The following is an 18280-nucleotide window of genomic DNA, read 5'->3' on the forward strand; positions in this document are numbered from 1 at the left end:
AAGCGTCGGCGTTTTCGCCCTAGCTTCGGAAACAGGAAAACGCAGGGGCACCCCAACACCATGCATGTCCTTTTTCGTGGCAGCACTGCCCAGAAGCTGAGGCTGGCTTCGGGCCTCATCCTGTTTACCTATGTGCTGTTTCATTTCATCAACCATGCGCTTGGCCTGATTGGGGTCGAGGCGATGCATCAGTTTCAAGAGGTGCGGCAGGCGATCACCCGGTCGACGGTTGGGGGTGTCTTGCTCTATTCTGCGTTGCTCTATCACGTGTTTCACGCGCTCTACCTTGTCGCGCGGCGCACCACCTGGCGGATGCCACCATGGGAGGCGGTGCAGGTCGCAACCGGCCTTTTCATCCCGTGGTATCTGTTTACCCATATCTCGTTCACGCGCGGAGCCAACACCGCCTTCGATGTGAACGACCTTTATGCCTATGAGCTTCTCTTGCTGTGGCCCTACAATGCCACCGCATTTTCGATCCTGTTGATCGTGGTCTGGGTTCATGGCTGCATCGGCCTGCATTACTGGCTGCGCATGGTGGCATGGTATCGACGCTGGCAGGCGGTTCTTCTGGGTGCGGCGGCTGCGCTTCCCGTTCTGTCGCTGACCGGGTTCATGGCCGCAGGACGTGAGATGCAGACCTATCTCGCCGACCCCGACATCCGCGCCGACATTCTGGAAACGGTAAATTGGCCAAATCAGGAGAGTCAGGCGACACTGGAACAATGGGGCCAATGGGCGACCTGGGGCTTTTACGTTCTTCTCGCCGCCGTGCTGGTCTGGTTCATTGGTCGTTACCTCTATGAAAAAGCCCAGCATCGCTACGTGATCGACTATGACGAAGGCGTTTCTGTCAAGGCGCCGATCGGTCCGACACTGCTGGAAATCAGCCGGATGCAGAACATCCCCCACGCCGCCGTCTGCGGCGGACGGGCGCGATGTTCGACCTGCAGGGTGCGCATCCATGCCGGGTCCGAGGCGCTGGACCCACCCGAGGGCGCGGAACTGAAGACGCTGCAATCAGTCAAGGCCCCACCGGATGTACGTCTGGCTTGCCAGATCCGGCCCCGGTCGGCCCTGACCGTCACCCGTATCGTACAGCCCATGCAGGCCGATGGCCGTCAGCCAGCGCGTCACAGCGAGCAGGGCGTTGAACGTGACATGGTGGTGCTGTTTCTGGATGTTCGCGGCTTTACCCGGATCAGCGACAACAAGCTGCCATATGATGTGGTGCATATCCTGAACCAGTTCTTCGATGCCGCTGGCGAAGCCATCCGCGAGGAAGACGGCTGGATCGACAAGTATTTGGGAGATGGGCTGATGGCGGTCTTTGGCCGCAAGGCCGGTGCCAAAACGGGAAGCGCCCAGGCCTTGCGCGCCGCGCATCGCATCGACCTTGCGCTTGAAACCCTGAACGCCCGTATCCAGGACGAGGTCGGAGAGCCAATCCGCATCGGCATCGGCATCCATGCCGGACCCGTTGTGCTGGGGCGATTGGGCTACTCCGACACCGCCGCGATGACGGTGATCGGGCGCACGGTCAACGCCGCCAGCCGTCTGGAATCGCTCAGCAAAGACCTGTCGTGCCAGCTGGTCTTTTCCGCCGAGGTCGCACGGCTGGCCGGGCATGATATCGGGTGCGCCCACCCGGACAAGGTGCAGGTGCGCGGGCTGGCCGATCCCCTGCCCGTCTACTGGGTCAGTGCAGCCCGTGAATTGAACGCGATCTGATTGGGGTCAAATCGGCGGGCACGTCAAAACCGTGATATCACGCTCAAGGTAAAGTGGCTTGGCCGCCGGGAAAACGCGCGCGATGGCACAGCTCGCTGCCAATTCACCATAAAAGGCCCGGAACACAGGGCTGGGCGTCTCGTTCACAAGGTAGGCCAGGTTCGAAACGACAAACACCTCAAACCCGCTCTTTCGCCAATCGCGCAGTACCCATTCCTCTGGCTGAAGCGGCCAGGCATGGGGTTGCACGATACCCCTCAGGTCCGCATCCGACGCCGCCTCGAGGCCAAACATGACCGAAGGCGCCTGCCGGATGAAAAGCCCGTCCTCTGGCGCTGCGTGATCCGGTGCGGCCTGCTCGGGCAGAGTGACGTCATATTTCGCCGCCAGCCGGGAAATCCGATCCTGTTCTTCGACTCGGGCTTCGGCTGCAACGGGAAGTCCCAGATCAACACCGGAGAAAATGCGTGCCCCGGCATAGGTGTTCGCAACATAACCCGCAACGTCAGGCATCATCGCTGGTGCCAAAGACTGCCGCCAGATGGTCGCCATACCCAGCCCCGACAAAGAAAAAGCCGCGACACAGGCAATCACGCCAACGATCCGCAGCCGATCCCGCAACAGCGCCACAAGGCCCAGCGCCACCACCAGCTGCACCACGGTAAAAAACCCGATCCACAAGCCCTCGGGCTGGCGCAGCCGTGCAATCCAGACCACCAGCGCCACCGCGACAAATGCCACCAGCCACAGTTGCGGCAGGTAACGTGGCGCGGAGCCAGGTCGCAGCGCCCATAGTACGGGAAAGCCAAGAAAGGCCGCGGCCATCACCCAAGTGATCCCAATGACATTGTCCGACAGCATCGTGAACCACAGAACCAGCGACTCGCCCATGCCTTCGCCTACACGCACGGACATCACCGTCTGGATTTTCTGGTAGGTCACGAAATTCGCCAGATCGAGAATGATACCGATATTGCACACCGCCCAAAGCGGCATCCCGACCAGAAGCATCCGCAGAACCGAACGTCCCCAGCTCACCCAGCCCTCGTCCCGGACGACGTGGAAAAGGTGCATCATTAACAGGGGAAAGGCAAAGAAAACAAAGCTTTGCTTGAAGCTGACACCAAGGATCAACCCCGCTCCCAGCCAGAAATCACGGCGCGGACCGTCCTGCAACCGACGCAGCAAAAGCCAGACACACAGCACCATCGACATGGCCAGCGGGACATCGCTTTTGGCGATATGGGACAAGTACACCGTGATCGGCGTGACTGCTCCGAACAACCCGACAATAAACGCGCGACGCGGTTCGAACCCCATGCAGCGGGCGACCAGATAGAACAGAGGCGCAATCGCGGCGGCAAAAAGCGACGTCATCACCCGCAGCGCAAGGTAAAATACCGTGGGATCGTCAAAATACTGATCTCGGAACCCGGCCAGGCCGGACCACCAGCCCACGACCTCTCCGACCCCGTAAAGGACCACCAGCGCCACCGCGCCGAGATAGTTGAACAGTGGCGGATAGAAATGCTGGTCCGGCACCACCTGCCCGGCAAGCACCTTTGCCGCAAAATTGACCCGCTCGTCACCCAGAAGATAACCGAAATCCAGTCCCACAAGCCGGATTGCCAGAGCAAACAGGAAAAGCCCGGCCAGAATCGCAAATCTCCGGCGTCGGGAAAGATCTTGAGAGGTCATGTGATCGAGGTCCTTTCCGCCATAGTCATACACACGGGCATGGCTTGCGAACATCCGCTTTTGGAAAATCGTGGCAATGTGTTGGCATCAGCCCGCAAATCCGCGCGAATTCCTTGATTTGGCCCGGTTTTTGGTGCTTTTCTCCGGCAATCTGGCCTTACCCAGGCAGGTGAGCAGAGTGAAAGACAACATGGCCAACGCCCCCGCGCCCGGACAGGCGCCCATGCCGGTATTCGTCGATCTTGACGGAACGCTGGTGCGCACGGATATCGCGCAGGAACAGTTGCTGCACGCACTGACCAACGGTGCTTGTCTTGCAAAGCTACCCGCTTCGCTGGCCAAAGGGCGGGCCCAGTTGAAATCCGACCTTGCCGACTGGCATGATCTTTGCCCCGCCGACCTGCCCTATAATGACGACGTCCTGTCCTATCTCGTTGCAGAACGGGAAAAGGGCCGCCCGATCATCCTTGCCACCGCCGCCGACCGGAAAGTGGCCAACGCCATTGCCGACCATCTGGGGCTGTTTGACGGCGTTCTGGCCTCGGACCCGTCCCGGAACCTGAAAGGTGCGGCAAAGCTGGACGCGATCCGCACCATGACCGGCGGAGGTCCTTTCGAATACCTCGGTGACAGCAAGGCCGACCTGCCAATCTGGGAAAAAGCCGCCCGAGTCGGATTGGTTGACGCCCCCGCCAAAGCGCATGGTGCGTTTGGCGATATCTCGGTCGACCTGACAACCCGGCCCGCAACATGGCGCGGCATCCTTCGGGCCATGCGACCGCATCAATGGGCCAAGAACGCGCTGGTATTCCTGCCGTTGTTGTTCAGCCATGTCTATGACGAACCCGGCACACTGGGCCGGGCCTGGATCGCCTTTGTTCTGTTCTGCGCGATCGCCTCGTCAATTTACATCCTGAACGATCTCTCAGACATCGAAGCCGACCGCGCCCATCCGCGCAAACGCACCCGACCCTTTGCCGCCGGAACCCTGCGCCCCGCCGAAGGCGCATTGGCCGCGGTGGTCCTTCTGGCACTGTCGCTCTGGGCCAGCATGGTCACGCTTGGCGCCGGCATGACGGTGGTTTTCGCGATCTACGTTGTGACCACGATCCTCTATTCCGTCTGGCTCAAGAACTATGCCGTCATCGACGTCGTAGCGCTGACATTCCTCTATACGCTCAGGGTGTTTGCCGGCGGCGTCGCCATCGGACATCTTCCGTCCGTCTGGCTTCTGAACTTCTCGTTATTCTTTTTCCTCAGCCTCGCGTTGATGAAGCGCCATATCGAGCTGCTCAGGATCAAGGAAATCGGCAAACAGCGCGCACGTGGTTACACAGTCGACGATCTTGAGGCGACATTGCCGATGGGTGTTGCGTCCGGCAGCCTGGCGGTGCTGACACTGACGCTCTACCTCAACAGCGACTTCGTCTCATCCGCCTATGCCGCACCTCGGTTGCTTTGGGGCATGGCGCCGATGGTCATGTACTGGATTTTCCGCGCCTGGATGAAAGCGCGACGCGGAGAGATCGGGCACGACCCGGTCGTCTTTGCCCTGCGTGACCGGGTCAGCGTGGTAACTATCGGATTGTGCTGCGCCCTTGTGATCGCCGCAAAATACATCCCACTAGAGGGGCTTGGACAATGACGCCAACAGGGCTGATGCTGATCGTTGTTTCCGTCACCCTGTCGGCACTTGGTCAGACCGCTTTCAAAGCAGGTGTTGATCGGATCAGCTTTGCCGAGGGCGCCGGGGTGGTGACAAAATCACTTGGCTTCCTCACGTCGCCCTGGATCCTTGCGGGGCTGGCCGCCTATGGCGTCGGCACGCTGTTCTGGCTGTTCGCACTCAGACAGTTGGACCTGTCACTGGCCTATCCTTTCGTCGCGCTCAGCTTCGTGGTGGTGTTCCTGATCGGCATTCTGTTTCTGGGGGAACCCGTCGTGGCAACCCGCGTCATCGGCCTGTTGATCATCATTGTCGGACTGGTGGTCATGGCGCGGGCCTAGGGTCAGACCTTGACCGCGCCCTCGGCCCTGTTCAGCACCACACCCATCAGCGGTTTGACGTCACCAATCAGCCGCTCGGCCTTCAAGACGTCATCCGCCGTCGAAACACCCGCCCCCGCAACCAATAGAACCCCGTCAACATTCGGCAGGAAGGCAAGAAGGTCATCATGCTCCAACGCTGCCGGCATGTCGAAAATGACAATCTCGGGCGATAGGATGTCGGACATCTCGTCCAGCACATCCGTTGTCATCACGTCCTGAAACAGTTCCGCGGCACTCATCCGCGCGTGATTGTTCAACCCCAGGGCCAGGTTCGCGCGCGCCCGCTGGAAGAAATCCATCGGGTCGATACGACCGGCAAGGTATTCCTCTATCGCTGCGATCGGGGAAACACCCAGAATCCTGTCCAAAGAAGGCTTCCGCAGGTCGAGGTCCATCAGGACCGTTCTGCAGTCTTCAAACCGCGACATCGCCAGCGCCAGGTTCGACGCAACAAAGGACGTGCCACACCCGGACGTCGGCGCGGTCACCGCAACCCGGGTCCAGCCACGGTCCGCCATGGCCTGCCGAAGCCGGGTGCGCAGCATGTCAAACGACAGGTTCGCCGGGTCCGTTCGCGTGGCGCTGACCACTTTGTGACTCGTCAGATGCTTGTCATTCAAAAGCGCCTGCGTCAGGCGACGCCAGATGTCCTCGACCTCCTGCGCCACCGGCAGATGGGTCTTGCTGACGTTGGGCTTGGCCTGATTCTGGCGGGTGTTATCCTTGGTCATCGCTTGCCCGGTTCCTTGGCATGTCGTGGTCTGTCTATCATGCGTCGCGTCCACTCAGAAGCCAAAGAGATCGGCATCGTCAATCGCCGCTTTCAAAAAGGCTTCACGGTCGTTGACCGGGGTCCAGCCCAGCATTCGTTTTGGCTTATTGTTGTCAAAGGCTGAGAAATGCGCCCGGCTTTTCCAATCCTTGATCGAGGCCCGCACGGCCCCACGGCGGCCCAGCGCATGGCGTTTCAGCGCGTATTTCACGCCATCCATCAGCCAGAACATATGCAGGTTTCCTGTCCGCACCGTAATCCGCGCACCCAGCCGCGCGTGAATGGCATCGAAATAGTCCCGCGCGGTAAACAGGTTGTCACCAACAAGGTTAAAGCTTTCGCCCTCGATCCCGTCGGCCTCGATCATTCGGATCAACCCGGCAGCTATGTCGCTGTTCAGAACAAATGGCAGCGTATTCTGTCCCCGCCCCCAAATCCGCACTGCACCGGCACCATGCCACCGACCAATACCCCAGTGCTGCAGCGGACCACCTTTGCCAACAACTATGCCGGGGCGCGCGATCACCAGCGGCAGCCTCTTGTCCCGGTGCAATTGCAACAGCTGCTTTTCACATTCCGCTTTGGACCGGGCATAGATATTGCGATCGGACATGTCCTCGGCAAAACCCGTGTCCTCGGTGATCCTGACGTCTGGGTCGGACATGTCATAGGACGCAATCGTGCCGGTATAAACAAAACGTCGGACACCCGCCGTCATTGCAGCCTCGGCCAAGGCAACCGTGGGTCCGACGTCGTTCCGCAGCGCCGAGTCCCAAGTCGAATCCTTCGATTTTCCAAGGTGAAAGACCGTGTCGATCCCCTCCATCGCCTGCTCCAGCGCCGCGCGGTCGGTCAGCGAGGCCGACGTCATCTGCACATGGTCTGCAATGTCGGAAAACGGGCCATGTGCCCCCCGGCTGAGAACGCACACGTCGCGTCCGGAGGCCACCAATGCGCGTGTCAACGCGCGGCCGATAAATCCGGTGCCGCCGACGATCAACACCTCTGGCTTCGGCTTTTTGCGTGATTTCGGCCGGGGCGGTTTTTCGGGTTTCGGCATCATCGCCAACACCTGGTCGATCGCCACCATGACAGCCGTCGCCGATGCACCCGAGAAGCGGTCGTCAATCGCGGAATTCGACCCTATTGCACCATAAAACGCTCCACTTAGCCCCCTGAATCCCAATGCGTAGGGCGATTTTCGATTGAGGCTGAGAAGTTGCCGCGCGCCATTAACTGCACCCTCGCGCAGGTGTTGAGCGGCAGCTGACATTTCGCGCAGAAACGGGTTCAGCACGATATCGGCGGCGTTCTCGGACCGCGTTGTCAGCACGTCATTGGCGTAGTCCAGCCGCGCCAGACCGCTGGAACCGCGCACCGTGACAGTACGGTCATCCACCGTTTCTACCAGCGAAAGCGACAGGGACACATCTACGTCCCCGGCCCGCGCCGCGATCCGCCAGCTTTGCGCGCGCGAGGTATCGCCGGGCAGCGCAATAGGCTTTCCCAGGTGCAGGCTAACCACCTCAATCGGTCCAATCAGATCGACCGCAAAGGCAAACAGATGTGGCCCGAGTTCCAGAAGCAGGTTCTCTGGCGCGCGAAGCAGCCACAGCCCAAATGGGCCGGACCGCAGTGGCGCCAGGGGAAAGTGCCAGTTGATGTCGACCGATGTAATCCGCCCAAGCGCGCCGGACCTGGTTTTTTCCTTCAGTCGCGCGTAGCCGGGAATGCCAAGGAAATTATGTCCTACCGCAAGAGCCAGACCATTCGCGCCCGCCAAGGCGTCCAACTCGTCGATCTCGGCCCCGTTCAGGGCGGCGGGCTTCTCGACCAGCACATGTAACCCCGCTTCCAGGCAGCTGCGCGCGATTGCGGCATGGGTGTTCGGCGGCGTCAGGACATGCACCGCATCCACCGTGCCCGAGGCGATCATGTCGTCGACCGAGGTAAAGGCCATGATGCCACGCGACTCGGCAAAACCCCGCGCCGCACTAACGGACGCATCGCATACGGCCACCAGCCGCGCGCCGGGTGTGGCCGCAATCGCGTCCGCGTGCCAGTCCGCGATATAGCCCGCGCCGATCAGCCCTGTGCGGATATGGGTGTCAGTTGCCATCAGTCTGGGGTCCACTTGCTACTTATATTCGATGATCCGCATCGCGGCCTTGGTCCATTTGCGCCAGTAGTACTGAAGAAACCCAATGGCGTTCGGAAATTTCGACAGGGTCAGAAACACGCCCTGCCGCCATGCCTTGTCCATGGGCAGCCCATCAACAATCAGCCCGCGCACGCCGCGCAAATAGGAAACGCCGTAACCTGCCAGAACCAGACCGCTCAGCCAGCCGGGACCGATCAGGCCAAGAACAAACAGAAATGGCATGAGCAAGCCATAGATCACCACCCGCGCCCGTTCCTTGATGAAATAGGATGGGTGCATGTCGCCGACCTGCGCAAACCCATGCCCCGAACGCCGCGCGCGCTGCCACCATTCGGCAAACTGCGTCATGGCCGCATCGTGGCGGGTCATTTTCACCGGAAACCGCCGCAGCTTCCAGCCAGCCTTGGCAAGTCGGACGCAAAACTCGTCATCCTCGGCGGCGATAACGCGGGGATCGAAGCCGCCCGCCGCGCCAAACGCCGAAGCCCGCACCAACATGTCGCCGCCACAGGCCGCAATCTCACCTGCAGGGCGCCGCCACTCGACATCGCAGATCGCGTTATAGATCGAGGCATCGGGGTGGATCTCGGTTCGCCATCCGGTCACCAACCCCAGTTCAGGATCCGCTTCCATAGCGGCAAGCCCGGTCGCGATCCAACCCGGCTCGATAATGCAGTCGCCATCAAAGAACTGGATGAACTCGGGGGGCGTGTCTGCGGCGCGCAGTGCGTCTACCCCGGCATTGCGCCCACGCGCCGCCGTGAAAGGCGTGGTCGGGTCCAGTTCGACCACCATCACCCCCCGCGCGCGTGCGTCTGCAACGGAATTGTCCGAAGACCCGGAATCGACATAGATTACGGGCGCTTCAGCACTGGCCAGCGAGTCGAGGCAGTCCAGAAGCCGCGCGCCCTCGTTCCGCCCTATCACCACGATACCCAGCGACATCAGGTCACCTCAGGGCGGATTGGCGGGTGGGCGCCAATCCCGGCATAGGCGTCGAACAACACCCCCAACCGGCACGCTTCGACTTCCGCGTCATAGCTTACGGCAACGACGGCACGCCCAGCCTGCCCCATCTTCCGCGCCTGCGCAGGTTCGTCAAACATGCCGCGTATTGCCGTGGTCAGCGCATCCACGTCGCCCGGCGGCACCAACCGCCCGCTGATGCCATCCTCGACCAGTTCGGGAATGCCGGCGATCCGCGTCGTGACCACTGGCACCCCGGCGGCCATTGCCTCCATCAGCACGACCGGCACCCCTTCGGCGAAACTGGGCAGAACAAACAGGTCCGCCCGCGTCAATGCGTCGGCGACCTCGTCCTGTGAACGATAGCCTAGGAACCGCACCCGGTCTTGCAGGCCCATTGCATGCGCCTGTGCCTCAAGCGCGGCGCGGTCGGGTCCGTCTCCGATCAGGTCAAGCTGAAGGCCCTTCACATCCCGCAGTGCCTCCAGAGCATGCAACAGGATCGGTACACCTTTCACTGCTGCCAATCGCCCGACAAACAGAACCTGTTGCGCGGGGTCCCGCCTGCCCGGACTGTATCGCGCCGGGTCGACACCGCAATGAATGATGTGCAGCTTCTGCCAGTGGTCCTGACTGGAAAACGCCATGCCCTGCGCCCGGCAGAAATGACTGATACAGGCGACAAACCGCGCCTTTTCGATCTTGCGGTCCAACCGCCAGTGTTCGGGCGCAAAGAAGATATCCGGCCCGTGAAGGGTAAAGCTGAAAGGGATGCCCGACATCTCGGAAGCCAACATCGCCACATTGCAGCTTTGCTTGGCAATGTGGTTGTGCAGATGCCCAATCCCCTGCCGCTGCATCTGATCCGCCAGCACGCCGGCTTCAAGGAAATAGAACAGCTGGAACAGCGCACCCCTGATCCCCGGCGGCCGTGACCCGGCGGCAAGCGCAATGGCGCGCAGGTAACGGGCCGGGGACCGCAGGAGGGCCCCTACATGCGCCGCGATCAGACGGGCGGGGTTCTTGGCGGCGGGCAGGACATTGAAAGTGGCGGCGGCCTCGGCCACCTGTTCCGGGCCGACATGGTGTTCCGGCCCGGTGCGGCGGATCGAGAACGTCGCGACCTCGCGCCCCTGGTGGCGCAATGCGGCAACCTCTCGCTGGATAAACGTATCCGTCGCGCGCGGGTATTCTCCGGTCAGATAGGCAATCCGACCAGGGCCCATACCTGCCCTTTGCAAAGCCGTCATTTTACGGCCTTCCCCGAATGTTCAATAGACTGCCTCATTCCGCGATCAAACGGCATCAATGTGACCGCGCCAAGGCGCTGATGCAGCCGTTTGTTGGAATATGTCAAGGGCTTGAGCCGAGCGGCCTGAATCGCGGGCCGCAACAGTCCGGGCAGGGACGGGTGGTCGGGCAGAAGATGCGCAGGCCAGGTCAGCACGGCGCGGGGCAGCGCAAGGACAAAACGCGGCCAACCGCAGCGCCGCAGTGCATCGACAAACTGGCGACGGTCAGGCAGGTCATCGTCGACGACATTGATCGCCTCCCATCGCGCGGACAAGGGCAGGTCTGCGGCAGCCAGCGCCGCCTGCGCACAGGTTGCGACATGGGCCAGAGGCACCTCACCCCCCGCCCCCAGCCGTATCAGAAGCGGCCCGATGGCGGGCCCGATATGGGCATTCATCAACCGATCCGGCCCATAGACCGCACCCGGCCTGAGAACGACCAGTTCAAATGCCCCCGCTGTGGCAGCGTCGCGGAACATCGCCTCTTGGGTCAGCTTGGCGCGGGCATAGACGTCGCGGCGGGCGGGATGCGATTCCAACGGCGAGTCCTCGGTCACTGCACCGCCGTTCGGCAGGCCTGTGACGTCATAAACCGCGATGGTGGACAGCAGGACAACGCGTCTGACCCCGGCTTTGGTCACAGCTGCAATCACTGCCTCAGACGCGGCGATCGTGTCCGCTTGCTGCGTCGCCCAATCCCCGGACAGGGATGCCGCGACATGGATCAGGGTCTCGACATCGGACAGGGCGTCGATCAAAGCGGGCTCTGCGTCCGGGGCCGACAGGTCCACCATCGATACCCTGACCCCTTCGCGCCGCACGCCCCTGTCAGAGCGCAGAATTGCGTGGCAGTTTCGACCCTGTTCCAGCCCAAGGCGCAAGATTTCTGCCCCGATGAACCCCGAAGCCCCCGTGATGGCAATGCGCCCGGTCATTGCGCCCACGGCATCGGATCAATCGGGTCGCAGCGCGTGGACATGTCCTGCGCTCGACCCTTGTCGCCCGCATTCTGGATCGCCAGCGTGACTTCGGTCATGTGTAACCCCAGATCGACAGACAGGCGGCAAGGGCGGTTCTCCGCCATCGCGTCCAGCATTTCGACCGGGCCAAGCGCGAAATTCATCGATGCCGCGCCTCGTCGTTTGACCTTGGGATGGGTTGCGCCGCCCGGCTTGATCCGCTGTGCAATCGGGCTTTCCAGCAGCCGTCGCCGCAGGCGCAGCCGGTGGCGGAACTTGACCTTAGCACCATTATCCCAGGCTGCGTTCACGCTGATTACCCCCTTGTCGCCGATTGCCCGGATGCGGTGATCATGCGGCGCGACGATGGAACAGGTCAGCCGCGCCACCAGACCACTTTCGAAAAACAGCGTCGCAACCGACACATCGGGCGTTCCGGTCACCTCTTTCATCGGCAGAACCTCGGCCGAGGCCGCCACCACCCGCCGGACCGATCCGAAGGTTCCGATCATCCAGCCCAGGTAGTACCCGGCGTGTTCCAGCGTGCAGCCCACTGCAAATTCGTCACCTGCTGGCCAAGGCGCGCCGCTTTCGCTGGTCCAGGACTGATAGGGGGCCTGCGGGATGAACCCGTCATCCAGTTCCACATAGACCAGCCGGATATCGCCCGCGACGCCGTCTCTTACGGCCTTGGCAAACATCTGCGCCGCCTCACCCAGAAGCGAACAGGGGGCCGAGGACAGCATCACCCCTTTTTCACGCGCCAGTGCCGCCAGCTCCTGCGCTTGCGCGAACTCCATCGCCAGCGGTTTTTCACAATAGACATGGCGACCGGCCTCAAGGCAGGCCTTGTTGACGCCGTAATGCGACGCCGGATTGGTCAGGTTCAGGACGATGCCATCCGTCCGCGCAAGAAGGTCGTTGATATCAGCGGCGGGGGCGATCCCCCAATGAGCGCAAAATGCCGCCATCCGCACCGGGTCGCGGTCAAACGCGCATGCCACCGCGACATCGGGAAAGGTCTTCAGCGACGCCATGTAGAGGTCGGCAACAAATCCGCATCCAATGATCGAAACCGATCGCTTCATGTTCTTGCCTATCCCTGTATCCCTGGCCTGCCCGTTTGGGAGTATAGCCAAACAAACCTTTGCTGCCAGCCGCTTATCTGTGATGCCAAGCCGTTCAAACCATGCTAGAAATACCCTCGGGGGCAGAAAGGGCGACAGGCGTGCAGTTCGAAACCAAATCCGGGCGGATCACGGTTAATATCCCCGACTGGACAACACTATCGTTTGCAATCCTCGACCGCTGGGGCAAAGGCCAGGGCTGGACGCTGGCGACGCTGAACCTGGATCATCTGGTGAAGCTGCGCCGGGATCAGGGATTTGCCGACGCGTACAAAACACAGGATTTCGTAGTCGCGGACGGCAATCCGGTGGTCTGGCTGTCAAACGTCGCAGGCCGTCCGGTGACGCTGTTGCCGGGGTCGGACCTTGTTGCGCCACTTTGCGCGCTTGCTGTGCAGGCCAAACGCGGCGTCGTACTGGTCGGCAGCACCGAGAAATCCCTGCAAAAAGCCGCCCGGCGGCTGGAAAGCCTTGTGCCCGGAACCCGCGTGGTTGCGACTCTTGCACCGCCCTTCCCGTTCGACCCATCAGGGGACGATGCCGCGAAACTGCTGGAACAGGTTGCGGCCACCGGCGCGGGGGTGTGTTTTCTGGCGCTTGGTGCGCCGAAACAGGAAATCCTCGCCGCCCGCGGACGCGAGATCGCGCCGGGTATTGGATTTGCCTCGGTCGGCGCAGGGCTGGATTTTCTGGCCGGGACCCAGAGGCGTGCGCCGGGTTGGGTGCGCGCCATCAAAATGGAATGGCTGTGGCGCATGTTGTCCAGCCCGTTTCGCCTGACCGGGCGCTACCTGCGGTGCGCCGCCATCCTGCCCGTGCTTTACCGCGACGCCAAACGCCTGTGATCCATCGCGTCACTTCAGGATCGTGCGCAATCCCAGTCGATCGGCCTTTTCCTTGGACGTGTCATCACGCATTTGACCCAGCTTCTCGGCGTGACCCAACAGCGCGCCTGAGATAAGCCAGGTCAGCGGCGTGATCGTTGCATTGGGGATCATGTCAAACAGGTTCACCGCCAAGAGCAGGCACAAGGGGCCGAGGTAGGGTGAGAACTCTGCCAACTCGACCACCCTGCGCAGCCTTCGGTTCCGGGCTTCGACAAGCGCGCGCCGTCGCACTTCGGCCGCGATCAGAAAAATCGGCAGCGCGATCAGACCGAATTCAGCCAGAAAGCCGACCCAGCCGAACACGCCCAACGTCAGCACCCAGCGCCCATCCGTGACGGTTCGGATTTGTCCGGTTGCCGGATCATGTTCGTGGTTGCGCCCCCAGATGCCCCAACCAAACAGGGGTTTCTCATTGGCGCGCTCGAGCAGGATGTCTTCGTTGTCCAGCCGGAACTTGAGCGAAGCGGCCCGTTCCGTCGAAATCTTCTCGGCCTGCGCCAAAATCGTTTGCGACGGCACAAGGTCGACCCCTTTCAGGAGGGGATATGTCAAAGCAATCACCGCCAGCACCATCGCCAGCCAGATCTGCGCCCGCCGCTTCAGGAAGATCACCGCAAGGCCGACAAACAGGCCGTAGACCATCGACGCCAGTGTGCGGCACAGCACCAGGATTACGGCAAGGTAGCCGGACATCAGCAGGTATTTCAGGTTTCGGGGATAGCTTGCAGACTTCCACAGCCCCAGCGCCGCCACCAGTGCCGACAGGGTGAAGAAGGCCACCCAGATACCGTGATACAGAAACACGATCGGTCGATAGCCATCACCCCGGACCGATTGCGAAAACAGGTGCTGGTAGTAACCATAGACCCAGTTGTTCAACTGCGGCGACAGGCGTACCTCAAGCAGCATTGGCAGGGAATAGAGCATTCCGCCAATCAGCAAGGCAAGAAGCAGGTCGCGCTGATCATCGGTCTCGGTCAAAAGGTTGCGCGCCAGAAGGAAGCCGATCAGCGACAGGAATTGGGTGATCGGAAGCGCGATCGCATCTTGCAGGATCAAGCCGCGCACCTCTCCGAAATGAAAATGCAGCGGCTCGGGATTCGTCAGGACCGTAAGTATCGGCGAGAATATGAACGTCAGGACAAGGGCTTTTGCCAAGGGCGACTGAGGCAAAAGCCGCAGCTTGCGCGGCACCATAAAAAACACACACACCAGAATAGCCAGGTCCGGCAGGGTCACCTTGTCCAACGCCGGCATCAATGGAAAATCGAACCGTGCCGGGTAGCTTGGCAAGATCAGGTATGCAGACAGAACCGACCATATCAACGCCCGTCCGGGCGGCAGGCGCAGGAACAATTGCCAGATGACAAGCGGCCAAATGGCCAGCATCACATAGGCAAGCGTATTGGGCATCCGCTCTGGTTCCTCGTCGCGCAGCACACACCCGACATCGGCTGGGGCACCGAGCGGGCAGTTTTGGCCTCACTATATCGCTGAATTGACGACCTGTCAGACCCCGGTTGCCGTCAACACCACACCGACTGTGCGCATGACGACGCGAAGGTCGGTTCCGAAGGACACCGCCTGGAAATACTCGGTGTCGTGTTGCGCGCGCTCGGCAAAACTGCTCAGGTTACGCTCGGACACCTGCCAGAAGCCGGTGATACCGGGGCGCAGCGCATAATAGGCGGTGCCGGGGTAAAGCTTTACCTGATCGACCATCATCGGCCGGGGTCCGACGACAGACATGTCTCCGACCAGCACATTCCAGAATTGCGGCAGTTCATCCAGCGACGTCTTGCGGATCACCCGCCCAAGCCGCGTGATCCTTGGATCGTCGATCAGCTTTTGCTTGCTGTCCCACTCGGCCCGCGCCTCGGGGTGATTTTCGAGATAGGCCGCAAGGGTGTGCTCGGCGTCTGGCACCATGCTGCGCAGCTTCCACATGACAAAGACGCGACCGTTCCGGCCCACTCGGTTTTGCCGATAAAAAGGGGAATGCCCGTCAAGAGCGATGACCATCGCCAACGCCACGACAACCAGAGAAACGGGCAGCGCGACAACCGCGACAAACCCGATATCGAAAAGCCGTTTTGTGTGGCTTCGATAGGTTTTTTTACCTTCCGCAGCCACCGAATACGCATCGGCAAACTCATCCCGTGACAGATAAGTCATCGCTCAAACATCCCCAAACGGGACAAAATTCGGAAGAACACGGACATCAAAAGACCACCCGCGCGTCGGCTCAAACCGACCAACACGGTCAATCGTGAATTGCGGAAACGCCTGCATCGGCGAGCTACAAAAGTGAGTAGCTTTCGCCTTGATCTTCCTCTTCTACCCCAGTTACGCCCACCCACGTTGCAATTAAGTGCAAACTCTTGATTATGTCTACACTGTGGCACTCAACCTGGACGTTAAGCCATTGATATTTAAGGGTAGAGTCTCAGAACTTTTCCACGGAAACCTGAAATTGGGCAAAAATAAGGCAACTCGGCCTCCACCTGATCTTTCGATATTGAAATGATCAACGCCAATGCGCCTGATTGTTTCGCTTTGTGAAAAATTTGGCGGGCAATTGACGCGAATCAGCCTTGGAGAATCCGACCGGCATCACGCCCCGATGCGGCCCCGGGTCAGGATCACCAGAACCACCAGCACAAAAACCGAGACAAAGACCGCGGCCCCGACAACCCGCCTGGCTCGTCTGCGCAGCCTTTCGGCCGGCAATTCGACGACCGGGATCGAGACGACGGGCGGTGATTGCAGTTGCCGTTCGAATTGTGCGGCGGTCCAGATCACCGGATTGCGCAGTTCTACCACAAGAGCCGCGGCCGTCGCCGCAAGAAGGCTGAGAAGCACGCCAATCCCCATGATCCGCTTTCGGCGCGGGGCAACCGGAATCTCGGGAACCACGGCGCGCTCCAGGACCGCAAAGCTCTCGGCCTGGTGACTGGCTTCGATCATCTGGTTCAACTCGGCGTCCGACCGATTGGCGGTGATTGCCTGATATTGCTCGGTCAATTGCCTCAATTGCCGGTGCAGCGCATTATAGATCAGCTCAACTTCCGGCGCGGCCGTCAGCGCCGCCTGAATTTCATCGGCCCGTTCCCGATACAGGTCCCGCTGTTCCTGAAGCCGCAGGATACGCTGACCCATGGGCGAGTTGATGTCGGGCGTGATCCCTTCGCGCTGTCCGACGATCTGGCGCTCAAGGTCCAGCACGATGTCCCGGATGCGGTTCAGTTCGCGCCGGTTCTCTTCGACCTGCTCTGGCAGGGACGCAGCATGTTCACGCTTGAATTTCGCAATCCTGTCCTCCAGCGCGACGATTGCCTCACGAACGCGCTTTTCCTCTGAATTGAAGAATTCCAGCGTCTCTCGTGCCCGCTCTGCCCGGCGGCGGGCGTTTTGATCCAGCACGTTGGTCACCAGTTCATTGGCGACATTTGCCGCCATTTCAGGGTCGCCAAGCCGGACCGAAATCATAAGCGCGGTCGGGCTGACATCCGGACGCCAGGCCAGGCTGGGATCGGTGATCTGCTGGACCCGTGCGGCAAGCCGCAGCTGATAGACCTTCATCGATTCCGTCATCGACGGATCATCTGCAAACAAGTTGTACTTGGTGATGATGTCCAGAAGATTATCCCGCGCCATCACCCGCTGCTCAATGATCTGAAGTTTTTGCAACGTGGCCGCGTTCAGGTTCCCGGTGCCTGCTGTCGCCTCTTCGATCGAGGGCTGCTCGATCTGAATGACGGCGGCCGTTTCATAAATGCGCGGCAGGGACAGGGTGTAAAACAACGAGATCAGAACACCAATCGCCGCAACTCCGGCCCACAGCACGACGCGCCGGCGCAACATGCCGAGCACTTCGCCAAGTGACTGGAATCTGTCCATGTTCTGCCTACTGCCTCTGTGCGCCGCTTTTGGGGCGTCTCATCTCTACCCGAATGGCCTAGCCCGTCAATGTGTTTATCCCGTGGCGAAAGGCGGGAATCACCGGGGTTGCGAGGCATCCAGCCAGACCATCGAGACGATCCGCGACGCCGCGCGCAAAACCGTCCCATTCAGCACAAAACCCTTGGGAAATGGCCCCGTCTCCCGCAGCAGCATGGCGCAGAACCGATTTTGCGCCGGAAAGGAAACCGTCATGGCGTCGAACCCGATCACCTCGTGCGTGATGGGATAAAGGCACTTGTAGGCCGCTTCCTTGGCGCAGAAAATCGCGCGATCCGCGTTCCCCCCAGTCTGGGCAATGGCCACTTCGCCACCCTGCAGAACCTCGGCGGTTACGTCATCGGGCAAGGGAAGATCGGGTTCCATGTCGACCCCAATACAGCGGAAATCGTCTGATCTTGCGACCAGCGCCACAGCAAATTCGGCGTCATGGCTGATGCTCCCGGCACAGCCGTCAGGCCAAATCGGAGCGCGATCTGAGCCCACTGCAATCGGGGCTGCCTGGCGACCCAGCCCGGCAAGTGCGTCCCGCGCGGCTCGACGTCCAGCAGCAAACTCTTGCCGCCGCCGAGGGACGGCACGGGCGATTGCCGACTGTTCCTGTGGAAACAAGTCGTCAATGGTATCCATGACCCGACGCAACCCCATCCCCACGGTCAGCGGCAACTGAGGCCGCAA

15 protein-coding genes are annotated in these 18280 nt (G+C 60.9%); 4 read left to right on the forward strand and 11 right to left on the reverse strand.

Going from position 1 to position 18280, the window contains the following annotated elements; all coding sequences use genetic code 11:
* Positions 1 to 60: 60 nt before the first annotated feature.
* A complete protein-coding gene (locus tag JQ863_RS01160; protein ID WP_204112501.1) occupies positions 61 to 1731 on the forward strand; it encodes an adenylate/guanylate cyclase domain-containing protein in 1671 nt (556 codons plus the stop codon).
* Positions 1732 to 1737: 6 nt separating this feature from the next.
* Here JQ863_RS01160 and JQ863_RS01165 read toward each other — a convergent pair whose 3' ends face one another.
* Positions 1738 to 3483: an ArnT family glycosyltransferase gene (locus JQ863_RS01165; protein WP_204112502.1), complete on the reverse strand. Its 1746-nt coding sequence runs from the start codon at positions 3481 to 3483 to the stop codon at positions 1738 to 1740.
* A gap of 124 nt (positions 3484 to 3607) precedes the next feature.
* Between JQ863_RS01165 and JQ863_RS01170 the strand changes: the two genes are divergently transcribed.
* Entirely contained in the window at positions 3608 to 5074 is a 1467-nt protein-coding gene (locus JQ863_RS01170) for a UbiA family prenyltransferase (RefSeq protein WP_204112503.1), read from the forward strand.
* A gap of 14 nt (positions 5075 to 5088) precedes the next feature.
* Complete coding sequence (locus tag JQ863_RS01175) at positions 5089 to 5436, forward strand: EamA family transporter (protein WP_204112504.1); 348 nt, start codon at positions 5089 to 5091, stop codon at positions 5434 to 5436.
* 2 nt (positions 5437 to 5438) lie between these two features.
* Here the strand turns inward: JQ863_RS01175 and JQ863_RS01180 are convergent, their stop codons facing one another.
* The 6 genes from JQ863_RS01180 to JQ863_RS01205 are packed head-to-tail and all read right to left on the reverse strand — an operon-like array spanning position 5439 to position 12716.
* Positions 5439 to 6209 carry a CpsD/CapB family tyrosine-protein kinase gene (locus tag JQ863_RS01180; protein WP_204112505.1) on the reverse strand — a complete coding sequence of 257 codons (771 nt, stop codon included), beginning with the start codon at positions 6207 to 6209 and terminating at the stop codon, positions 5439 to 5441.
* Positions 6210 to 6263: 54 nt separating this feature from the next.
* Positions 6264 to 8369 carry an NAD-dependent epimerase/dehydratase family protein gene (locus tag JQ863_RS01185; protein ID WP_204112506.1) on the reverse strand — a complete coding sequence of 702 codons (2106 nt, stop codon included), beginning with the start codon at positions 8367 to 8369 and terminating at the stop codon, positions 6264 to 6266.
* Positions 8370 to 8387: 18 nt separating this feature from the next.
* The gene (locus JQ863_RS01190) at positions 8388 to 9356 is read right to left on the reverse strand and encodes a glycosyltransferase family 2 protein (RefSeq protein ID WP_204112507.1); all 969 of its coding nucleotides are present in this window, start codon (positions 9354 to 9356) and stop codon (positions 8388 to 8390) included.
* Positions 9356 to 10603 (reverse strand): glycosyltransferase family 4 protein, encoded by a 1248-nt coding sequence (locus tag JQ863_RS01195; RefSeq protein ID WP_204112508.1) that lies wholly within the window; start codon positions 10601 to 10603, stop codon positions 9356 to 9358. The genes JQ863_RS01190 and JQ863_RS01195 overlap by 1 nt, the downstream gene beginning before the upstream one ends.
* Before the next feature lie 20 nt (positions 10604 to 10623).
* On the reverse strand, positions 10624 to 11604 hold the full coding sequence (locus tag JQ863_RS01200; RefSeq protein ID WP_204112509.1) for an NAD-dependent epimerase/dehydratase family protein: 981 nt from the start codon (positions 11602 to 11604) through the stop codon (positions 10624 to 10626).
* Positions 11601 to 12716, reverse strand: coding sequence for a Gfo/Idh/MocA family protein (locus JQ863_RS01205; RefSeq protein ID WP_204112510.1), 1116 nt, complete (start codon positions 12714 to 12716; stop codon positions 11601 to 11603). The genes JQ863_RS01200 and JQ863_RS01205 overlap by 4 nt, the downstream gene beginning before the upstream one ends.
* 140 nt (positions 12717 to 12856) lie before the next feature.
* Between JQ863_RS01205 and JQ863_RS01210 the strand changes: the two genes are divergently transcribed.
* The gene (locus JQ863_RS01210; protein WP_338055460.1) at positions 12857 to 13600 is read left to right on the forward strand and encodes a WecB/TagA/CpsF family glycosyltransferase; all 744 of its coding nucleotides are present in this window, start codon (positions 12857 to 12859) and stop codon (positions 13598 to 13600) included.
* Between the two features lie 9 nt (positions 13601 to 13609).
* Here JQ863_RS01210 and JQ863_RS01215 read toward each other — a convergent pair whose 3' ends face one another.
* From JQ863_RS01215 to JQ863_RS01230, 4 genes are all read right to left on the reverse strand, one after another.
* Positions 13610 to 15055 carry a hypothetical protein gene (locus JQ863_RS01215; RefSeq protein WP_204112512.1) on the reverse strand — a complete coding sequence of 482 codons (1446 nt, stop codon included), beginning with the start codon at positions 15053 to 15055 and terminating at the stop codon, positions 13610 to 13612.
* Between the two features lie 96 nt (positions 15056 to 15151).
* Positions 15152 to 15817, reverse strand: a complete 666-nt coding sequence (locus JQ863_RS01220; RefSeq protein ID WP_204112513.1) for a sugar transferase — start codon at positions 15815 to 15817, stop codon at positions 15152 to 15154.
* A gap of 438 nt (positions 15818 to 16255) precedes the next feature.
* Positions 16256 to 17542 carry a Wzz/FepE/Etk N-terminal domain-containing protein gene (locus tag JQ863_RS01225; protein WP_275411505.1) on the reverse strand — a complete coding sequence of 429 codons (1287 nt, stop codon included), beginning with the start codon at positions 17540 to 17542 and terminating at the stop codon, positions 16256 to 16258.
* Between the two features lie 99 nt (positions 17543 to 17641).
* On the reverse strand, positions 17642 to 18232 hold the full coding sequence (locus JQ863_RS01230; protein ID WP_204112515.1) for a 4'-phosphopantetheinyl transferase family protein: 591 nt from the start codon (positions 18230 to 18232) through the stop codon (positions 17642 to 17644).
* Between the last annotated feature and the right edge of the window lie 48 nt (positions 18233 to 18280).

Origin of the sequence: Shimia biformata (genome assembly GCF_016888515.1) — a bacterium.
GTDB lineage: Bacteria > Pseudomonadota > Alphaproteobacteria > Rhodobacterales > Rhodobacteraceae > Shimia_A > Shimia_A biformata.

Bases quoted from the DNA above. Each gene is read 5' to 3' on its own strand.
- JQ863_RS01160 (WP_204112501.1), top strand. From the start codon at position 61: ATGCATGTCCTTTTTCGTGGCAGCACTGCCCAGAAGCTGAGGCTGGCT.
- JQ863_RS01165 (WP_204112502.1), bottom strand. From the start codon at position 3,483: ATGTTCGCAAGCCATGCCCGTGTGTATGACTATGGCGGAAAGGACCTC.
- JQ863_RS01175 (WP_204112504.1), top strand. From the start codon at position 5,089: ATGCTGATCGTTGTTTCCGTCACCCTGTCGGCACTTGGTCAGACCGCT.
- JQ863_RS01180 (WP_204112505.1), bottom strand. From the start codon at position 6,209: ATGACCAAGGATAACACCCGCCAGAATCAGGCCAAGCCCAACGTCAGC.
- JQ863_RS01185 (WP_204112506.1), bottom strand. From the start codon at position 8,369: ATGGCAACTGACACCCATATCCGCACAGGGCTGATCGGCGCGGGCTAT.
- JQ863_RS01190 (WP_204112507.1), bottom strand. From the start codon at position 9,356: ATGTCGCTGGGTATCGTGGTGATAGGGCGGAACGAGGGCGCGCGGCTT.
- JQ863_RS01195 (WP_204112508.1), bottom strand. From the start codon at position 10,603: ATGGGCCCTGGTCGGATTGCCTATCTGACCGGAGAATACCCGCGCGCG.
- JQ863_RS01200 (WP_204112509.1), bottom strand. From the start codon at position 11,604: ATGACCGGGCGCATTGCCATCACGGGGGCTTCGGGGTTCATCGGGGCA.
- JQ863_RS01205 (WP_204112510.1), bottom strand. From the start codon at position 12,716: ATGAAGCGATCGGTTTCGATCATTGGATGCGGATTTGTTGCCGACCTC.
- JQ863_RS01215 (WP_204112512.1), bottom strand. From the start codon at position 15,055: ATGCCCAATACGCTTGCCTATGTGATGCTGGCCATTTGGCCGCTTGTC.
- JQ863_RS01220 (WP_204112513.1), bottom strand. From the start codon at position 15,817: ATGACTTATCTGTCACGGGATGAGTTTGCCGATGCGTATTCGGTGGCT.
- JQ863_RS01225 (WP_275411505.1), bottom strand. From the start codon at position 17,542: ATGGACAGATTCCAGTCACTTGGCGAAGTGCTCGGCATGTTGCGCCGG.
- JQ863_RS01230 (WP_204112515.1), bottom strand. From the start codon at position 18,232: ATGGATACCATTGACGACTTGTTTCCACAGGAACAGTCGGCAATCGCC.